Source organism: Mycobacterium sp. 1423905.2 (genome assembly GCF_001673155.1).
GTDB lineage: Bacteria > Actinomycetota > Actinomycetes > Mycobacteriales > Mycobacteriaceae > Mycobacterium.
In genome coordinates this window covers 40,257-56,142 of record NZ_LZLE01000259.1, presented here as the reverse complement: position 1 = coordinate 56,142, position 15,886 = coordinate 40,257, and the positions used below count along the sequence as shown (strand labels likewise).

Here is a 15,886-nt window from a genome sequence, read left to right as displayed (position 1 = left end):
TTTCGATCCGTCGACTAGTCTCCCGTCCCCGAATCGGCGACGGGGTTGACGTAGGAATGCTGAGTGTGTCCTCCCCGTAAGCTCCCGTCGAGATAGGACGCCCGGCAAGCGGAATGGGCGACTTTCCCGCTTGAGGTGCGTGGGATGGATCCGGCGGGAACCAGCAGTACGTCGCGCGCAGTGAGGCCGTGGCGCACTGCGACCGCGGCGCGGATATTGCCGGCGATCGATTGAATGTCGGCCTTGCGTGCGCCAGGAGCGCGTTCCCCGACGATCACCAACTGCTCAGAACAGTCCTCCGGATCGTTTTCGAGCCGCGACTGAGGATCGGTGAAGACCTGGGCCGGCAGCTCGTTCGCCGGTACCGAGAAGGCAGCCACATATCCGGAACGCAGGGCACCGCTGGCCTCCTGCGCGGTCTGCTCGATGTCTTGCGGGTAGTGGTTTCGGCCGTCGACGATCACCATGTCCTTAGCCCGACCGGTGACATACAGTTCGCCGTCGAAGTAAGTGCCGTAGTCGCCGGTACGCATCCAACGGCCGTCGTCAGGCACGCCGTCGGTATGCGTTGGTTCGGCGCGGGAATGCAGGGTGTTGCCGAAGGTGTCGCGGGAATCTTGCTCGCGGCCCCAATAGCCCGATCCGATGTTGTCGCCGTGCAGCCAAATCTCTCCGATGTGTCCGTCGGGAAGCTCGGTGGCGGTGTCGGAATCGACGATGGCGGCCCATTGGTCGATCGAGACCACGCCACACGCCACCTGCGCGACAGCGGACGGTGCATCGTCGGCAACGGTGCGGAACCGGCCGCGGGTCAATTCCTCTCGGTCCACGTGAATAGTGGTGGCCTCCCGCTTCATGTCGGTGGTCGAAACGAACAGTGTCGCTTCGGCCATGCCGTACGACGGCTTGATGGCGGTCGCGGGCAGACCGTACGGCGCGAAGGCTTCATTGAACTTGCGCATCGACACGGTGGAAACCGGCTCGCTGCCGTTGAGCAGCGCGAATACGTTGCTCAAGTCGAGTTCGGGATCACCATCTTTGGGCAGTCCGCGTAACGCAGCGTGCTCGAAGGCGAAATTGGGTGCCGCCGAGAAGGTGGGCCCATCGTCGTCCTCGAGCACCCCGAGCTCGCGGATCCACCGGATGGGCCGGCGCACGAAGGCGGCCGGGCTCATGAAGGTGATGCGGTGTCCGATGACCGACGGAACCATCGCGGTGATCAGGCCCATGTCGTGAAACAGCGGCAGCCACATCACGCCTCGCTGACCCTCTTCCACCTGCAGGGCGGTGATGAGCTGCGCCAGATTGGTGGCCACCGCCCGGTGGGTGATCTGCACACCGGCCGGGACCCGGGTGGACCCAGAGGTGTATTGCAGGTAGGCGACGGTGTCCGGGTCCGGCTTCGGCTGCTGCCAGGTCTCACCGACCTCGTCAGGGACAGCGTCTACCGCGATGATCCGGGGCCGTTGTGCGCCCCGGCGATCGTGGTGGAAGAACTTGCGGACACCTTCCGCAGAATTGGAGGTGGTCAGGATCACCGAGGGCGTGCAGTCGTCGAGAACCGAATGCAGCCGGCCCACGTGGCCAGGTTCGGCGGGATCGAACAACGGCACCGCAATGGTTCCGGCGTACAGGGCACCGTAGAACGCCACCATGTAGTCCAGTCCCTGTGGCGCCAATACAGCGACGCGGTCACCAGGTTGGGTGACTTGTTGCAAACGCGCAGCGACGGCGCGGTTGCGGGCGCCGAATCGAGACCAGGTCAGATCGTGATAGACCCCGTCGGGATCGGTGGAAAAATCGAGGAAGCGGTAGGCCAGGCTTTGCCCGCGCACCTGCGCCCACCGCTCTACATGACGAATCAAGCTGCCGTTGTCAGGGAATTTGATTTTCCCGTCCACGACGTACGGGTTCGGCACTGCCATATTCAATTCTCCGATCGCAGGCGGAAAGCGGAAGACCCCGGCCACCTTAGCCGCGTGGATGAAACAACCTCGGTAACCGCTGTTTCGCGCGTTGACAGCAACGCCGGAGCCGAGCGGCTGAACGGGGCGACACCTCCGCGTCGACCCCGCTGCATCTGCCAAACACCTCATTGCGGCCGGGCAGACGTGAGAAACTTGCCGCGCTGATGGCCGGAGTGGGCTTAGAGAGATTCAGAGAAACTGATGCCTAAGAAGTATGGGATCAAAGAAAAAGACCAGGTTGTGTCGCACATTCTCCATCTGGTGCTGACCGGGAGATTGCGTAGCGGTGATCGCGTCGACCGCAACGAGATTGCCCAGGGGTTGGGGGTGAGCCGAGTCCCCATCCAGGAGGCCCTGGTGCAGCTTGAACACGACGGCGTCGTCTCGACTCGGTATCACCGCGGCGCCTTCGTCGAGCGCTTCGACGAGGGCACCGTCCTGGAACATCACGAACTCGACGGCATGCTCAATGGCATCGCTTCCGCGCGCGCCGCGGCCAACCCCACGCCACGGATTCTCGGGGAACTAGGTGCGCTTATGCGGTCGTTGCGGGCTGCCAAGGATTCCCGCAGTTTCGCCGAAAGCGCCTGGGAATACCGCCGAGTGATCAACGACGAATATGCGGGCCCCCGGCTACACGCGACCATCCGCGCCTCACAAAACCTCATCCCCCGCATGTTCTGGACCACCTATCAGAACAACCGCGACGACATCCTGCCGTTCTATGAAGACGAGAACGCCGCGATACACCGGCGGGACGCCGAAGCGGCGCGCGCCGCGTGCGTCGGCCGTTCTTATCTGATGGCGCAGACGATGTTGGCCGAATTGTGCCGTCGCCGGGTCTTTACTCCGCCTGACCTCCTCGCCCCGGGTGTCCCCCAGCCGGTTGCCGCCGGCCTACAGCACGAGCGGTCTTCCATCCTGCTCTAGCCGGGGTCGCCACCGCGCAGAAGATACGGTGGCAAGTAATGAATTGCAGCTCGACATCGCGCCCCAGGACCGGCGCGAAACTCTTCGCCATTGTCGCGGTGATCCACATCTTGGTAGGCCTGGCCTGCACCGTGTGGTTACCGGCACCGGCTTTGGCGGACCGGAACCAATGTGCGCCGCCCGGTCTGGAAAGCGCGACCGTACTGCCCAAGGACCTCACCGAAGGACAAGGCTCCGCCCAAGACGCCGACACTGAGACGACGCCGAGCGCCCCGCCGTTGAGCGCGGTGAATGTCGGTGCGCTAGGACTGGATACCCCCGGTGTCCTGTTGGTAGGGACGCTGTCGGATGCCCCGCCCAACACATGCATCAACGCCACGGGTCGGTTCACCGGCTTCGACAATGAACTGCTGCGCGCCATCGCCGAGAAGCTGGGGCTGCACGTTCGCTTCGTCGGCACCGACTTCTCTGGCCTGCTCGCCCAAGTGGCGTCGGGGCGCTTCGATGTCGGGTCGGCGTCGGTCAAATCCACGGACGCGCGACGACACACCGTCGCATTCACCAACGGCTACGACTTCGGCTACTACTCGCTGGTGGTGCCGCCTGGCTCAGCTGTCAAGCAGTTCAGCGATCTGGGTCCCGGGCAGCGTATCGGCGTGGTGCAGGGCACGGTCGAAGATGCCTATGTCGTCGAGACGTTGCATCTGCAACCGGTCAAGTACCCCGACTTCGCCACCGTGTACGCCAGCCTGAAAACCCACCAGATCGACGCTTGGGTGGCCCCGGCCAATCAGGCCTCGGCCGCGATCCGATCGGGCGACCCTGCGGTGATTGTCGCCAACACTTTCAGCATCGACGACTTCGTCGCCTATGCCGTGGCGAAGGACAACCAGCCGCTGGTCGATGCCCTCAACGCCGGCCTGGACGCGGTCATCGCCGACGGGACATGGGCGCAGCTGTACAGCAAGTGGGTGCCTCGGACCCTGCCGCCTGGTTGGAAGCCCGGTTCCAAAGCAGTCGCGTATCCCAAACTTCCGGACTTCGCCAGCATCGCCGCGCAGCATCACCGCAAGCCGGTGACCCCGGCAGCGCCGAAGTCCACGCTGGAACAGTTGCGTGACTCGTTCTTGGACTGGGACATGTACCGGCAAGCCATTCCGGCGTTGCTCACCACCGGGTTGCCGAACACGTTGATCCTGACCAGCAGTGCCAGCGTCGTCGGGTTGGGGCTGGGCATGGTGTTGGCGATCGCCGGAATTTCAGAGAAACGGTTGCTGCGCTGGCCGGCCCGGGTGTACACCGACATCTTCCGGGGGCTGCCTGAGGTGGTGATCATTTTGATCATCGGGTTGGGCCTCGGACCCTTGGTCGGTGGAGTGACCAACAACAATCCCTATCCGCTAGGCATCGCGGCGCTGGGATTGATGGCCGGCGCGTACGTCGGCGAGATTCTGCGCTCGGGTATCCAAAGTGTGGATCCCGGTCAACTGGAAGCGTCCCGCGCGCTGGGATTCAGTTATGCGGCGGCCATGCGATTGGTCGTGATACCGCAGGGGATACGGCGGGTGTTGCCCGCATTGGTCAACCAGTTCATCGCGCTGCTGAAGGCGTCGGCCCTGGTGTACTTTCTGGGCCTGATCGCCAAACAGCGCGAGCTGTTCCAGGTGGGACGCGACCTCAACGCGCAGACTGGCAACTTGTCACCGCTGGTGGCTGCCGGCCTGTTCTATCTGATATTGACAGTGCCGTTAACGCATTTCGTCAATTACATCGATACCCGGCTGCGCCGCGGCCGTGCGAAGGTGCAGCCGGAAGACTCCGCGGAGATGGTGTCGTCGAGCATCGGCCAGGAGATGACGTGACCGCTGACACCCGCCAGCGAGCGCCAGTGTCACTGGCGGCCAGGCAGATTCGCCAGATCCTGGACGGTAATGAGGTACTGCGCGGTGTCGACATCGACGTACCGGCCGGCAGCACCGCTGCCGTCATCGGCCCGTCCGGCTCAGGCAAGTCGACCCTGCTGCGCACGTTGAATCGCTTGCACGAACCCAACAGTGGTGACATCCTGCTGGACGGCCGGTCGGTGTTACGGGACAACCCCAACGAGTTGCGGCAGCGCATCGGCATGGTGTTTCAGCATTTCAACCTTTTCCCGCATCTCAGTGTCCTGGACAACGTCACACTGGCACCACGAAAACTGCGGAGCCTTTCTGCCGAAGCGGCGCGCGAGTTGGCGGTGGACCAGCTGGATCGGGTTGGCCTGAGACACAAAGCTGGTGCCCGTCCAGCCACATTGTCCGGTGGTCAACAGCAACGTGTGGCAATCGCGCGCGCGTTGGCCATGGCGCCGCAGGTGATGTTTTTCGACGAAGCCACTTCCGCGCTGGATCCCGAAATGGTCAAGGGCATTTTGGCTTTGATTGCCGAACTCGGCGCCGATGGCATGACAATGGTGGTAGTCACTCACGAAATGGGCTTTGCCAGATCGGCATCGGACAAAGTGGTGTTCATGGATCATGGCAAAGTCGTCGAATCTGGTCCTCCACAGCAGATATTCGAGGCGGCGGAAAGCGAGCGGTTACAGCGGTTTCTGTCCCAAGTTCTTTGACGGCCAGCAACTGGCGCGAGGCGTACTCTCCGCATAGGCATGCGTCGCGTTAGACTGCCGACTTATGGCGGACAGCGAACCAACTGCGCCCGAGGTGACGGAGCTGGCGGAGGGTTTGCATCGTGCGTTGTCTAAATTGTTTTCCATCCTGCGACGCGGTGACCCGAACGGCGCTGTCGCCGGAGAATTGACGCTGGCGCAACTTTCTATTCTGGTCACCTTGCTCGACCGTGGTCCGATCCGAATGACGGACTTAGCCGCGCATGAGCGGGTACGCACTCCGACCACAACCGTCGCCATCCGCCGATTGGAGAAGATCGGGCTGGTGAAGCGCTCGCGTGATCCGTCCGACTTGCGTGCGGTGTTGGTGGACATAACCTCGCGCGGTCGCGCGGTGCACGCCGAATCGTTGGCCAACCGGCATGCGGCGTTGGCGGCGATGCTCAGCCAGCTTCCCTCATCGGACCTGGACACATTGGCCAAGGCGTTGGCGCCGCTGGACCGGTTGGCGGCCGGCGAGCCCGCGGCCAGTCCTCCGGGTGACTCCCCTGCGCATGAGCAGGCTTGAATCCTATTGGCGAACAATGTCATTGATGATTGACTAGGTCATGCCCACCGCACTCATCACTGGCGCCAGCGGCGGAATCGGCTCGGCCATCGCCGCCGCATTGGCGCCCACACACAGCCTGCTGCTGGCCGGACGGCCCTCGGCGCGACTCGACGCCGTCGCCGAGCGGCTCGACGCCACAACGTTTCCGATGGACTTGACCGACACCGACAGCATCGAGTCCAGCTGCGAGGTGATCGATGAATTGGACGTTCTGGTGCACAACGCAGGACTATCCGTTCCCGGCCGGGTCGGTGAGTCCCACGTCGACGAGTGGCGGGCGACGTTCGCGGTCAACGTGTTCGGCGCCGTGGCGTTGACTCTGGCATTGTTGCCGGCCCTCCGCCAAGCCAAGGGTTCGGTGGTGTTCATCAATTCCGGTTCCGGACGCAACGTTTCGCCGGGCATGGCGTCCTATTCAGCCAGCAAGTTCGCCTTGCGGGCCTTCGCCGACTCGCTGCGCCAAGACGAGCCCGCGCTGCGGGTCACCTCCATCCATCCAGGCCGCGTCGATACCGAGATGCAGCGTGACCTCGTCGCGTACGAGGGTGGAGATTACGACCCGAACAAATTCTTGCGGCCGCAGACCATAGCCGAAACCGTGGCACAGGTAGTGGCCACTCCCCCGGACGGCCATGTCCATGAGGTGGTTATTCGGCAGCGTTGAGAGTCACACCACCAGATTGATCAATCGACCGGCGACGACGATCACCTTGCGCGGCGTCGCGCCCGCCAGGAAAGCTTGCACCTTCTCGTCAGCCAGCGCAGCGGCTTTCACCGCCTCCTGGTCGGCGTCCGCGGGCACCACGACTCGCCCCCGAACCTTGCCGTTGACTTGTACCGGATATTCGACGGCCTCGTCCACCAGGTACGCGGGGTCAGCGTGGGGGAATGGGCCGTGCGCCAGCGAGGTGGTGTGGCCCAGCCGCAACCACAACTCTTCGGCGAGGTGCGGCGCCAACGGCGCCAGCATCAGTACCAGCGGCTCGACTGCCGCCCTCGGTACTGCGTCGCGGTGCCGCTTCGTCAGGTGATTGGTGTACTCGATCAACTTGGCCGTCGCGGTGTTATTGCGTAGCGCCGCATAATCTTCGGTTACGCCGGCGATGGTGCGGTGCAGAGCCCGCGCCGTCTCGTCATCCAACTCCGCACCGTCGAGGGCGCGGGTGGCACCGGTGTCTTCATCGATCACCAGACGCCACACCCGCTGCAAGAAGCGGTGCGCGCCGACGACGTCCTTGGTCGCCCAGGGGCGCGAGGCCTCCAGGGGTCCCATCGACATCTCGTAAACCCGCAACGTGTCCGCTCCATACTCGTCGCAGATCTCGTCGGGTGAAATCGAATTCTTCAGGCTCTTACCGATTTTGCCGAATTCTTGATAAACCTCGATTTCGCCGTCGGGTCCGGGGAAGACGAACTTACCGTCGCGTTCGATGACCTGTTCGGCAGGCATGTAGGAGCCGCGGGAGTCGGTGTAGGCGAAGGCCTGGATGTAGCCCTGGTTGACCAAGCGGCGGTAGGGCTCCCGGGAGCTGACGTGGCCGAGGTCGTAGAGCACCTTGTGCCAGAACCTCGAGTACAGCAGGTGCAGCACGGCGTGCTCGGCGCCCCCTACATACAGGTCGACACCGCCCGGGTCGGCGGGTCCGTGCTCGGCAGGCCGCGGGCCCATCCAGTAGGCCTCGTTCTCCCTGCCGCAGAACCGTTCTGAGTTATGCGGGTCGGTGTAGCGCAGCTCGTACCAGGAGCTGCCGGCCCACTGCGGCATGACGTTGGTGTCGCGGGTATAGGGCTTGAGCCCATCCCCCAGATCAAGCTCGACATGTACCCACTCGTTCGCCTTGGCCAGCGGCGGCGACGGCTCGCTGTCGGCATCGTCGGGGTCGAACAGCACCGGCGAATAGTCGGGTACGTCGGGCAGTTCGACGGGTAAAGCCGCCTCGTCGAGCGGATGTGCCCGCCCGTCGCTGTCGTAGACGATCGGAAAGGGTTCGCCCCAATACCGCTGCCGCGCGAAAAGCCAATCCCTGAGTTTGAATTGGACGCGGGCCTCGCCCTTCCCCTCGGATTGCAGCCGGGCGGTGATCGCCTCCTTGGCCGCCGCCACATCCATGCCGTCCAGGAACCCCGAGTTGACCAGCACGCCGTCGCCAGCGTAGGCCGCCTCCGAAAGGTCGCCGCCCGCAATGACTTCCACAACCGGTAGGCCGAACTGCCGGGCGAAGTCCCAGTCGCGCTGGTCATGGCCCGGTACCGCCATGATCGCCCCGGTGCCGTAGCCGGCCAGCACATAGTCGGCGATGAAGATCGGCACCAGCTCACCGTTGGCCGGGTTGGTGGCATAGCTGCCCAGGAAGACGCCGGTCTTCTCCCGACTCTCCTGGCGCTCCAGGTCGGACTTGGCGGCGATGGCGCGACGGTAGGCGGCCACCGCCTCCGCGGGCGTCGGGGCGCCGTAGGTCCAGGACGGGTCGACGCCCTCCGGCCAGTCGCCGGCCACCAGCTCGTCCACCAGATCGTGCTCGGGAGCCAACACCAGATAGGTGGCGCCGAACAGGGTGTCCGGTCGGGTGGTGAACACCTCGATGTCAGCTCCAGACCCGTCGGCCTTGGTGGCCGAGAACAGCGCCGAGGCGCCCGTCGAACGCCCGATCCAGTTGCGCTGCATCGTCTTGACCTTCTCCGGCCAGTCCAACAGAGCGAGGTCGTCGAGCAGCCGGTCGGAGTAGGCGGTGATCCGCATCATCCACTGCCGCAACCGCTTTCGGAACACCGGAAAGTTGCCGCGGTCACTGCGGCCGTCCGCGGTGACCTCTTCGTTGGCCAGCACCGTGCCCAGCCCGGGGCACCAGTTGACCATCGAATCCGACCGGTAGACCAGCCGGAAGCCGTCGATCACGTCGGACCGCTCCCCCGCCGACAGCTCGGCCCAGGGCCGTCCGTCCTCCAGCGTTCTTGCGCCGGAATCGAATTCGTCGATCAACTCTGAGATCGGTCGCGCTTTATTGGCGTTGGTGTCGAACCAGGCGTTGTAGATCTGCAGGAAGATCCACTGTGTCCACTTGTAGAACTCCACGTCGGTCGTCGAGAAGCTACGCCTTGAGTCGTGGCCCAGCCCCAGCCGCCCCAGCTGGCGACGGAAGTTGACAATGTTGGCTTCGGTTCTGATGCGCGGATGCGTCCCGGTCTGGACGGCGTACTGCTCGGCCGGGAGCCCGAACGCATCGAAGCCCAGCGCGTGTAAGACATTGCGCCCGATCATCCGGTGGTACCGGGCGTAGACGTCGGTGGCGATGTAACCAAGCGGGTGCCCGACATGCAGTCCCTCGCCCGAGGGGTACGGGAACATGTCTTGAACGAACAGCTTGTCGTGCGGCACGGGGCTGCCGTCCGCCGGCGCCAGCGAGCCGACGGGATTGGGCACATGGAACGTGCCCCATCGCGCCCAATTCTCCTGCCAGCTCCGTTCCACCCGGGCCGCCAGCTCGGCGGTGTAGCGGTGACGCGGCGCGTCGGAGTCCGCGTCGGTGACGCCGGGCGTGCTGCCAGGCGGAGCGGTCGGCGATTCGGTCACGCCCAACAGGGTATAAGGGCGAGCCACAACGGTCGGGGGCCGAGCCGCCGGCCACGGGATGGTCTCGGTTGCGTTGCGCGCCGATCAGAGGTTCGTCCCAGGTTCATTTCAAGCCTGGTCGGCCCCTTAAGAACTTATTAAATTCGGCGTTCATGACGGGCACTGGCGCCCGAGGTTCTTCGGAGGGATCGACGCACATGATTCAGATCGCCCGCAACTGGCGGGTTTTCGCGGGAGGCGTGGCTGCCGGCTTCGTCGGCGTCGTACTACTCACCAGTGGCAAGGCGTCTGCCGACCCACTGTTCCCACCGCCCGCTATCCCCGCGCCAGTCCCGTCTCAAGCCGCCGTGCCGCCGGCGCAGAACCTCACGGTTTACCCCGGTGGCGTTTACCCCGGTGGCGTCACCAACAGATTCGCTCCGGCACCGGCGCAGGCTGTGCCTCCGGTGCAGCTGCCGGCTCCGGTTGCTTCCCCGGTTCCCGCCACGGTTCCGGCCGCCGGTGCCGGGGCCGTCGCAGCGCCCACGCCACCAGCGGCCACCCCCACGGTCACCGGCACCTTGCGGGACTACCTGCGCGCCAAGGGCGTCAAGCTCGAAGCGCAGCGGTCGCAAGGGTTCAAGGCGCTCGACATCACATTGCCGGTGCCGCCGCGGTGGACGCAGGTGCCCGATCCCAACGTCCCCGACGCATTCGTGGTGATCGCTGACCGGGTGGGCGGCAACAGCATCTACACGTCCAACGCCCAGGTCGTGGTGTACAAGCTGATCGGCGACTTCGACCCCGTCGAGGCGATCAGCCATGGTTACGTCGACAGCCAACAGCTGCTCGGCTGGCAGACCACCAATGCCTCGATGGCCAATCTCGGCGCTTTCCCGTCGTCAGTCATCGAGGGCACCTACCGCGAAAACGACATGACCCTCAACACGTCGCGGCGTCATGTCATCGCGACCGCCGCAAACGAGAAGTACCTGGTGTCGTTGTCGGTGACCACGGCCGCTTCCCAGGCCGTCTCCGACGCGCCGGCCACCGATGCGATCGTCAACGGCTTCCGGGTGTCGGCGCCCGGAGCGGCTCCCGCCTCCGCGGTGCCCGCTGCTCCTGCGCCGGTGGTTTCCCCGGCTCCGGTGGTTGCGCCTGCACCGGCGGTTGCGCCAGCACCGGTGGTTGCGCCAGCGCCGGCGGTCGCCCCGGCATCGGTCCCCGCACCCGCGCAGACAGCCCGGTCCGGTGCGGTTGGGCTGCCGGCACAGCGTCCGTTGCCCGGCCCGGGAACCGCACCGACGCCGCTGATCCCGTTGCTTCCCCAACGTTAGGACCATTCGCACCCAGGGATCGGCGGAACCCGGCGAGCGGAGGCATGGGCGAACTCGTATTGTGAGCCCATGCTTATCGTCGGCATGCTGTGCATGTGTGCGGCGGTCGCCTCCGCCGCGTTCGGGGCCTGGTCGCTGACACAGCCTCAGACGGCCGACACGACGCTGCTGGCGCGGCGGGCGATGGCGCCGACACAGTTGGCGGCCGCGGTGATGTTGACCGCCGGTGCCGTGGTGGCATTGGCCGCCTCCCCGCAGGCGGCGCTGGTCGTGGTCATCGTTTGCATCGTCGGCGCGGTCGGGACGTTGGCGACCGGCTCTTGGCAGAGCGCGAGGTATGCGCTACGCAATCAGGCCGTGGAGGCCGCCGGCTGCGGGGGAAATTGCGTCGGCTGCACCCTGTCCTGTGACTGACCGGCCTAGTTGCGGCTGACGTCGATCGGGTGGGTGGCCAATAGCGAAAGCGGCAACGGCTGGCGGCGCAGCACCTGCCCCCACAGGTCGGCCCGCGGCCCGACCAGCACGTCAGAGGGCAGCCCGGACAAGACGATCCAATCGTCGCGCTCGATCTCGCCCTCGAGTTGACCGATGGTCCAACCGGAGTAGCCGGCGAAGATCCGCACCCCTTCGACGACCGGTGCGATCGCCTCCGGCTCGGCGTCCAGGTCGACCATCACGATACGGCCGGCGACGTGCCGCAAGCCGGGAACACCGTCGGGCTCGGCGCCGACCCGCAGAGCCGCCAGGCACAACGCGGCGTCCCGCTTCACCGGGCCGCCGATGTACATCGTCTTGGGCTTGGCGGCGAGTTTGGCCCATTGCGGCAGCACGTTGTAGACCGCGGTTTCGCTGGGCCGGTTGAGCACTACGCCCAGGGTTCCGCCGTCATTGTGCTCGACGATGTAGATGACGCTACGGCGGAAAGTCGGTTCGAGCAGATCGGTGTTGGCGAGCAGCAACGTACCCGCTCGAACCCGTTGCGCGGCGGGTGCGACATAGTCTTCGGGATCTTCGTGCGGCGCCACCTCACCATCATCGCACCCGCGACGCGAAGCCCGGCACAAACAAGCGCCGTCGGTGAAGATTTGTAATGTTGGTGGGGCGGCACAGCGCGACACCAGCCTTGCCTGCGCCCGATCGTGGAAGTGGGTTTTGTTGAATCGCAGCCGCACGCAGGCACGCGCACCCGTCGAGCTGTGGCGGTCGGTACGCGGTATGCCGGACTTCTGGCGACTCATGCAGCTGCGCATGGCAAGTCAGTTCGGCGATGGCCTGTTTCAAGCGGGCCTGGCCGGAGCGCTCCTATTCAACCCGGACCGAGCCGCTGACCCGATGGCGATCGCCCGAGCCTTCGCCGTGCTGTTCTTGCCGTACTCGTTGCTGGGACCCTTCGCCGGGGCGCTGATGGACCGCTGGGATCGGCGTCTGGTGCTGGTCGGCGCGAACGTGGCTCGGTTGGCCTTCATCGCGATCATCGGCACCATCTTGGCCGTCGGGGCCGGTGATGTGCTGTTACTGTGCGCGGCGCTGCTGGCGAATGGCTTGGCCCGGTTCGTCGCGTCCGGGCTGTCGGCCTCGCTGCCGCATGTGGTGCCGCGCGAGAAGGTCGTCACGATGAACTCGGTGGCGACCGCTTCGGGTGCGGTTGCCGCCTTCGTCGGCGCCAACTTCATGTTGGTCCCCCGCTGGCTGGGCGGTGGTGGTGATCGGGGTGCCGCGCTCGTCATCTTCGTCGCCGCCATACCGGTGTCGATAGCGCTGCTGTTGTCGTTGCGCTTCGCCCCGCGGGTGCTCGGGCCCGACGACACCAAGCGCGCCATCCACGGATCGGCCGTGTACGCGGTGATCACCGGGTGGTTGCACGGTTTGCGCACGGTGGTGCAGCTGCCGACGGTGGCGGCGGCGCTTTCCGGTTTAGCCGCCCATCGCATGGTGGTCGGCATCAACTCGTTGCTGGTGCTGTTGCTGGTGCACCACCTCCCAGATCCGGACGTCGCGGGATTGGGCACCGCACTGGTGTTTTTCGGGGCCACGGGGCTAGGGGCGTTTCTAGCCAACGTGTTGACTCCGATCATCATCCGCCGGTGGGGCCGCTACGCGACGGCCAACGGTGCCCTGGTGGCCGCGGCGCTCATCCAGCTCGCCGGCGCGGGGCTGCAATTGCCGGTCATGGTGGCCTGCGGTTTCTCGCTGGGCGTGGCGGGGCAGGTGGTCAAACTGTGCGCGGACTCCGCGATGCAGATCGACGTCGACGACGCGCTGCGCGGACACGTCTTCGCCGTGCAGGACGCCTTGTTCTGGGTGTCGTTCATCGTCGCGGTGACCGTTTCTGCGGCGGTGATTCCGGATGATGGGCGCGCGCCGGTGTTCGTGCTGGTCGGCTCGGGGATTTATGTGCTGGGCCTGGTGGTGCACAGCGTTGTCGGCCGGCGCGGGTTACCGGCCAAGTTAGGGAGGCTGTGATGGCGGGACCCGGTCCGATAGTCGCTGACTTGCGCGCCGAAAGCGAGGACCTCGACGCGCTGGTGGCTCCGCTGTCGCCGGAGGAATGGGCCACGGAGACGCCCGCGCCGAGCTGGACCATTGCTCATCAGATCGCGCACTTGTTGTGGACGGACCGCGTCGCACTGACCGCGGTCACCGACGAGGACGCGTTCGGCGCCGTGCTGAGCGCCGCTGCGGCCGATCCGGGCGGCTTCGTCGACGCTGGGGCCGAAGACCTGGCCGCGGTGCCCGCCAGTGATTTGTTGAACGACTGGCGGATCACCCGGGAGAAGTTGCACCAGGCGTTGGTCACGGTTCCTGAGGGGCGCAAACTGCCATGGTTCGGGCCGCCGATGAGCGCGGCATCGATGGCGACGGCGCGACTGATGGAGACGTGGGCGCATGGGTTGGATGTCGCCGATGCATTGGGGGTCAGGCGGGTCGCGACGGAACGACTGCGCTCGATTGCGCACCTGGGCGTGCGCACCCGTGATTACGCCTTCGCCGTCAACAACGCGACCCCGCCCACCGAGCCGTTTCGCGTTGAGTTGCGGGGGCCTGCTGGTGACCTCTGGGTGTGGGGGCCGGAGGGGGCGGCGCAGCGGGTCACCGGTTCGGCCGAAGACTTCTGTTATCTGGTGACGCAGCGGCGGGCGCTGAGCCGTTTGGATTTGGTTGCCGACGGTGAGGATGCGTGCCGGTGGCTGTCTATTGCGCAAGCCTTTGCCGGGCCGCCCGGCGCTGGTCGAAGCGCGTCACAGTAGTCACACTGGCCTCTTCCCGGGGTGGTCGCCGATGTGCAGTTAGTCGGCCAGGGGTTGGAGTGACACCCGTGACCAACGTGCCCGGCCGGGACCTAGCGCGGTTGCTCGCCGTCACCGTTCACGACGACGCGTGCGCGCGTCACCGACTCTTTCTCCGATTCAGCGCCTCGCGCCAGCATGCCGGCCGGGGACACCGGCATCGGCGCACCTCCCATAGCCGACGACGTCACCGGGCCGCGCAGTTCAGCGGCATTCAGCACACCTGCCCGCACGCTGGTCGGCCGCCCGCCTGCCTCCGGTTCGAAACTGCTGGTGGGACGGGTGTAGCTGGTCAATCCGGCACCGGGGAAGCTCCCCACACCGGCCGCACCCCCACCTGAGGCGGCGCCTCCTGCCACGCCGCCCGCCGCGACCACTGGCTCGGCGGCCACCGTGGCCGCGCTCGGCGCTCCGGCGGAACCGAACATCCCACCCATGGCCTGCATCATGCTCTGCGGCAGGCTGGTGAAGCCCTGCATGGCCTGCATCGGCGCCTGAGCCATCTCTTTGAGCGGTTCGGTGACACCCGAGATCATCTGCATCGGCTGCTGCATCAGCGAGCCCAGTTGGCCGGTGGCTTCCGAAGGTGCGGCGGTCGTCTGCGCGGCTTGGGTCGATGCCTGCACCGCGCCGTTCATGCCGGACTGCCCCGCCGCCTGCGCGACGGCTTGGGCCGCCGCTGCGGGAGCGGCCGGTGACGCGCCCATCGGAGCAACTGGCGGCGGCACGGCCAGTGCTGCCACCAGCGCGCTCAGCGCGCCGGAGTAGGTCCATCCGATGCTGGAGTTGTGCGGCCAGTGCTCCCCGAAGTATTCGCAATCCCGCTCGACGATGGCGGGAGTGTTGATGCCGAGGAAGTTGGTGGCGTTGAGGACGGCCCACTCGTCGCGGTTGGTCTGCGATACCAACGAGGGGATGACCGAGGACCTGGCTACGGCGAACGCCTCCACGGCCGCTTGGGTGATGCTGATCTTCTCGGCCGTCCAGCCCACCAGGGTTTGCAGTCCGGCGTTGAGTCCGGTGGCGGTCGCCATCGACGCGACGGCACTGACTCCTTGCCATTGCGCGGCGGTGGCCAGGGTGTTGACGGCCGACAGGCCTGCCGAAAGCTCCTTGTTGGCGGTCTCGGCGACCCAGACGGTGTTGTTGGCGATCACCGACGCAGGCGAGCCGGCTTCGAAGATCGCGGCGACGACTTCTGGGGGACCGGTCCACCTTGGGTCGGGCATACCGTCTGCTACCCCCCGAGTGCGGTGGCTGCCGCGTTCAGCCCATCGGTAGCGACCGTGGTCGCGGACGCCAGCCCTTGCGCACCGGAGAAGCCGGCGCGCTGCCCGACGTGCTCGGCCGCCGTGGCGAGGTAAGCGGCGCCGGCGGCGTTGAGCGCGGCCGCGAACTCGATCGAGTCGGCATCGGACGCCATCGGCATGACGCCGGTCAACGCTGCGGCTCCCGCCGCGGTGGTGGCCGCCATTTCCTCACTGATACCGGCCTCTGCAGCCGCCGACAGGTCGACGGCGCCGGGAACCATTTCGAAAAAGCCAGTCATATCTGCCTCCCACGTTGCTGCTCAGCTTGGCACGCAAGCGAGCGGTCT

The 15,886-nt window shown here is 65.9% G+C and carries 13 protein-coding genes and 1 pseudogene; 9 read left to right on the top strand and 5 right to left on the bottom strand.

The genetic code is table 11. From position 1 onward, the window contains the following. Window positions 1–14: 14 nt before the first annotated feature. Window positions 15–1,925: a long-chain-fatty-acid--AMP ligase FadD32 gene (gene fadD32 / locus A9W95_RS16790; RefSeq protein WP_067414980.1), complete on the bottom strand. Its 1,911-nt coding sequence runs from the start codon at window positions 1,923–1,925 to the stop codon at window positions 15–17. 243 nt (window positions 1,926–2,168) lie between these two features. Between fadD32 and A9W95_RS16785 the strand changes: the two genes are divergently transcribed. From A9W95_RS16785 to A9W95_RS16765, 5 genes are all read left to right on the top strand, one after another. Further along, window positions 2,169–2,897 carry a GntR family transcriptional regulator gene (locus A9W95_RS16785; RefSeq protein ID WP_067414977.1) on the top strand — a complete coding sequence of 243 codons (729 nt, stop codon included), beginning with the start codon at window positions 2,169–2,171 and terminating at the stop codon, window positions 2,895–2,897. Window positions 2,898–2,935: 38 nt separating this feature from the next. Next, window positions 2,936–4,759: an ABC transporter substrate-binding protein/permease gene (locus tag A9W95_RS16780; protein WP_067414974.1), complete on the top strand. Its 1,824-nt coding sequence runs from the start codon at window positions 2,936–2,938 to the stop codon at window positions 4,757–4,759. After that, window positions 4,756–5,505 (top strand): amino acid ABC transporter ATP-binding protein, encoded by a 750-nt coding sequence (locus A9W95_RS16775; protein WP_067414971.1) that lies wholly within the window; start codon window positions 4,756–4,758, stop codon window positions 5,503–5,505. Before A9W95_RS16780 ends, A9W95_RS16775 begins: the two co-directional genes overlap by 4 nt. Before the next feature lie 64 nt (window positions 5,506–5,569). Next, on the top strand, window positions 5,570–6,073 hold the full coding sequence (locus A9W95_RS16770) for a MarR family winged helix-turn-helix transcriptional regulator (protein ID WP_067414968.1): 504 nt from the start codon (window positions 5,570–5,572) through the stop codon (window positions 6,071–6,073). Window positions 6,074–6,113: 40 nt separating this feature from the next. Then, on the top strand, window positions 6,114–6,779 hold the full coding sequence (locus tag A9W95_RS16765) for an SDR family oxidoreductase (RefSeq protein ID WP_067414965.1): 666 nt from the start codon (window positions 6,114–6,116) through the stop codon (window positions 6,777–6,779). A 3-nt stretch (window positions 6,780–6,782) separates the two neighbouring features. Here A9W95_RS16765 and leuS read toward each other — a convergent pair whose 3' ends face one another. After that, complete coding sequence (leuS, locus tag A9W95_RS16760) at window positions 6,783–9,686, bottom strand: leucine--tRNA ligase (protein ID WP_067414962.1); 2,904 nt, start codon at window positions 9,684–9,686, stop codon at window positions 6,783–6,785. A 197-nt stretch (window positions 9,687–9,883) separates the two neighbouring features. Here leuS and A9W95_RS16755 point away from each other — a divergent pair, with 197 nt between their 5' ends. After that, complete coding sequence (locus A9W95_RS16755; protein WP_067414959.1) at window positions 9,884–11,002, top strand: LpqN/LpqT family lipoprotein; 1,119 nt, start codon at window positions 9,884–9,886, stop codon at window positions 11,000–11,002. Between the two features lie 69 nt (window positions 11,003–11,071). After that, a complete protein-coding gene (locus A9W95_RS16750) occupies window positions 11,072–11,416 on the top strand; it encodes a hypothetical protein (RefSeq protein ID WP_067414956.1) in 345 nt (114 codons plus the stop codon). A 5-nt stretch (window positions 11,417–11,421) separates the two neighbouring features. Here A9W95_RS16750 and A9W95_RS16745 read toward each other — a convergent pair whose 3' ends face one another. Further along, complete coding sequence (locus A9W95_RS16745; RefSeq protein WP_067414953.1) at window positions 11,422–12,027, bottom strand: YqgE/AlgH family protein; 606 nt, start codon at window positions 12,025–12,027, stop codon at window positions 11,422–11,424. A gap of 102 nt (window positions 12,028–12,129) precedes the next feature. Between A9W95_RS16745 and A9W95_RS16740 the strand changes: the two are divergent. After that, window positions 12,130–13,465: pseudogene (locus tag A9W95_RS16740) on the top strand (MFS transporter). Continuing rightward, window positions 13,465–14,250 carry a TIGR03084 family metal-binding protein gene (locus A9W95_RS16735; RefSeq protein WP_067415154.1) on the top strand — a complete coding sequence of 262 codons (786 nt, stop codon included), beginning with the start codon at window positions 13,465–13,467 and terminating at the stop codon, window positions 14,248–14,250. Before A9W95_RS16740 ends, A9W95_RS16735 begins: the two are co-directional and overlap by 1 nt. A 92-nt stretch (window positions 14,251–14,342) precedes the next feature. Here the strand turns inward: A9W95_RS16735 and A9W95_RS16730 are convergent, their stop codons facing one another. Beyond that, complete coding sequence (locus A9W95_RS16730) at window positions 14,343–15,518, bottom strand: PPE domain-containing protein (protein ID WP_067414951.1); 1,176 nt, start codon at window positions 15,516–15,518, stop codon at window positions 14,343–14,345. Between the two features lie 8 nt (window positions 15,519–15,526). Continuing rightward, the gene (locus A9W95_RS16725; RefSeq protein WP_253851681.1) at window positions 15,527–15,838 is read right to left on the bottom strand and encodes a PE family protein; all 312 of its coding nucleotides are present in this window, start codon (window positions 15,836–15,838) and stop codon (window positions 15,527–15,529) included. Window positions 15,839–15,886 lie beyond the last annotated feature (48 nt).

Excerpts from the sequence above, each read along its gene's own strand:
- A9W95_RS16750 (WP_067414956.1), top strand. The coding sequence starts at position 11,072 with ATGCTTATCGTCGGCATGCTGTGCATGTGTGCGGCGGTCGCCTCCGCC.
- A9W95_RS16725 (WP_253851681.1), bottom strand. The coding sequence starts at position 15,838 with ATGACTGGCTTTTTCGAAATGGTTCCCGGCGCCGTCGACCTGTCGGCG.
- A9W95_RS16755 (WP_067414959.1), top strand. The coding sequence starts at position 9,884 with ATGATTCAGATCGCCCGCAACTGGCGGGTTTTCGCGGGAGGCGTGGCT.
- fadD32 (WP_067414980.1), bottom strand. The coding sequence starts at position 1,925 with ATGGCAGTGCCGAACCCGTACGTCGTGGACGGGAAAATCAAATTCCCT.
- A9W95_RS16785 (WP_067414977.1), top strand. The coding sequence starts at position 2,169 with ATGCCTAAGAAGTATGGGATCAAAGAAAAAGACCAGGTTGTGTCGCAC.
- A9W95_RS16780 (WP_067414974.1), top strand. The coding sequence starts at position 2,936 with ATGAATTGCAGCTCGACATCGCGCCCCAGGACCGGCGCGAAACTCTTC.
- A9W95_RS16765 (WP_067414965.1), top strand. The coding sequence starts at position 6,114 with ATGCCCACCGCACTCATCACTGGCGCCAGCGGCGGAATCGGCTCGGCC.
- A9W95_RS16770 (WP_067414968.1), top strand. The coding sequence starts at position 5,570 with ATGGCGGACAGCGAACCAACTGCGCCCGAGGTGACGGAGCTGGCGGAG.
- A9W95_RS16730 (WP_067414951.1), bottom strand. The coding sequence starts at position 15,518 with ATGCCCGACCCAAGGTGGACCGGTCCCCCAGAAGTCGTCGCCGCGATC.
- A9W95_RS16735 (WP_067415154.1), top strand. The coding sequence starts at position 13,465 with ATGGCGGGACCCGGTCCGATAGTCGCTGACTTGCGCGCCGAAAGCGAG.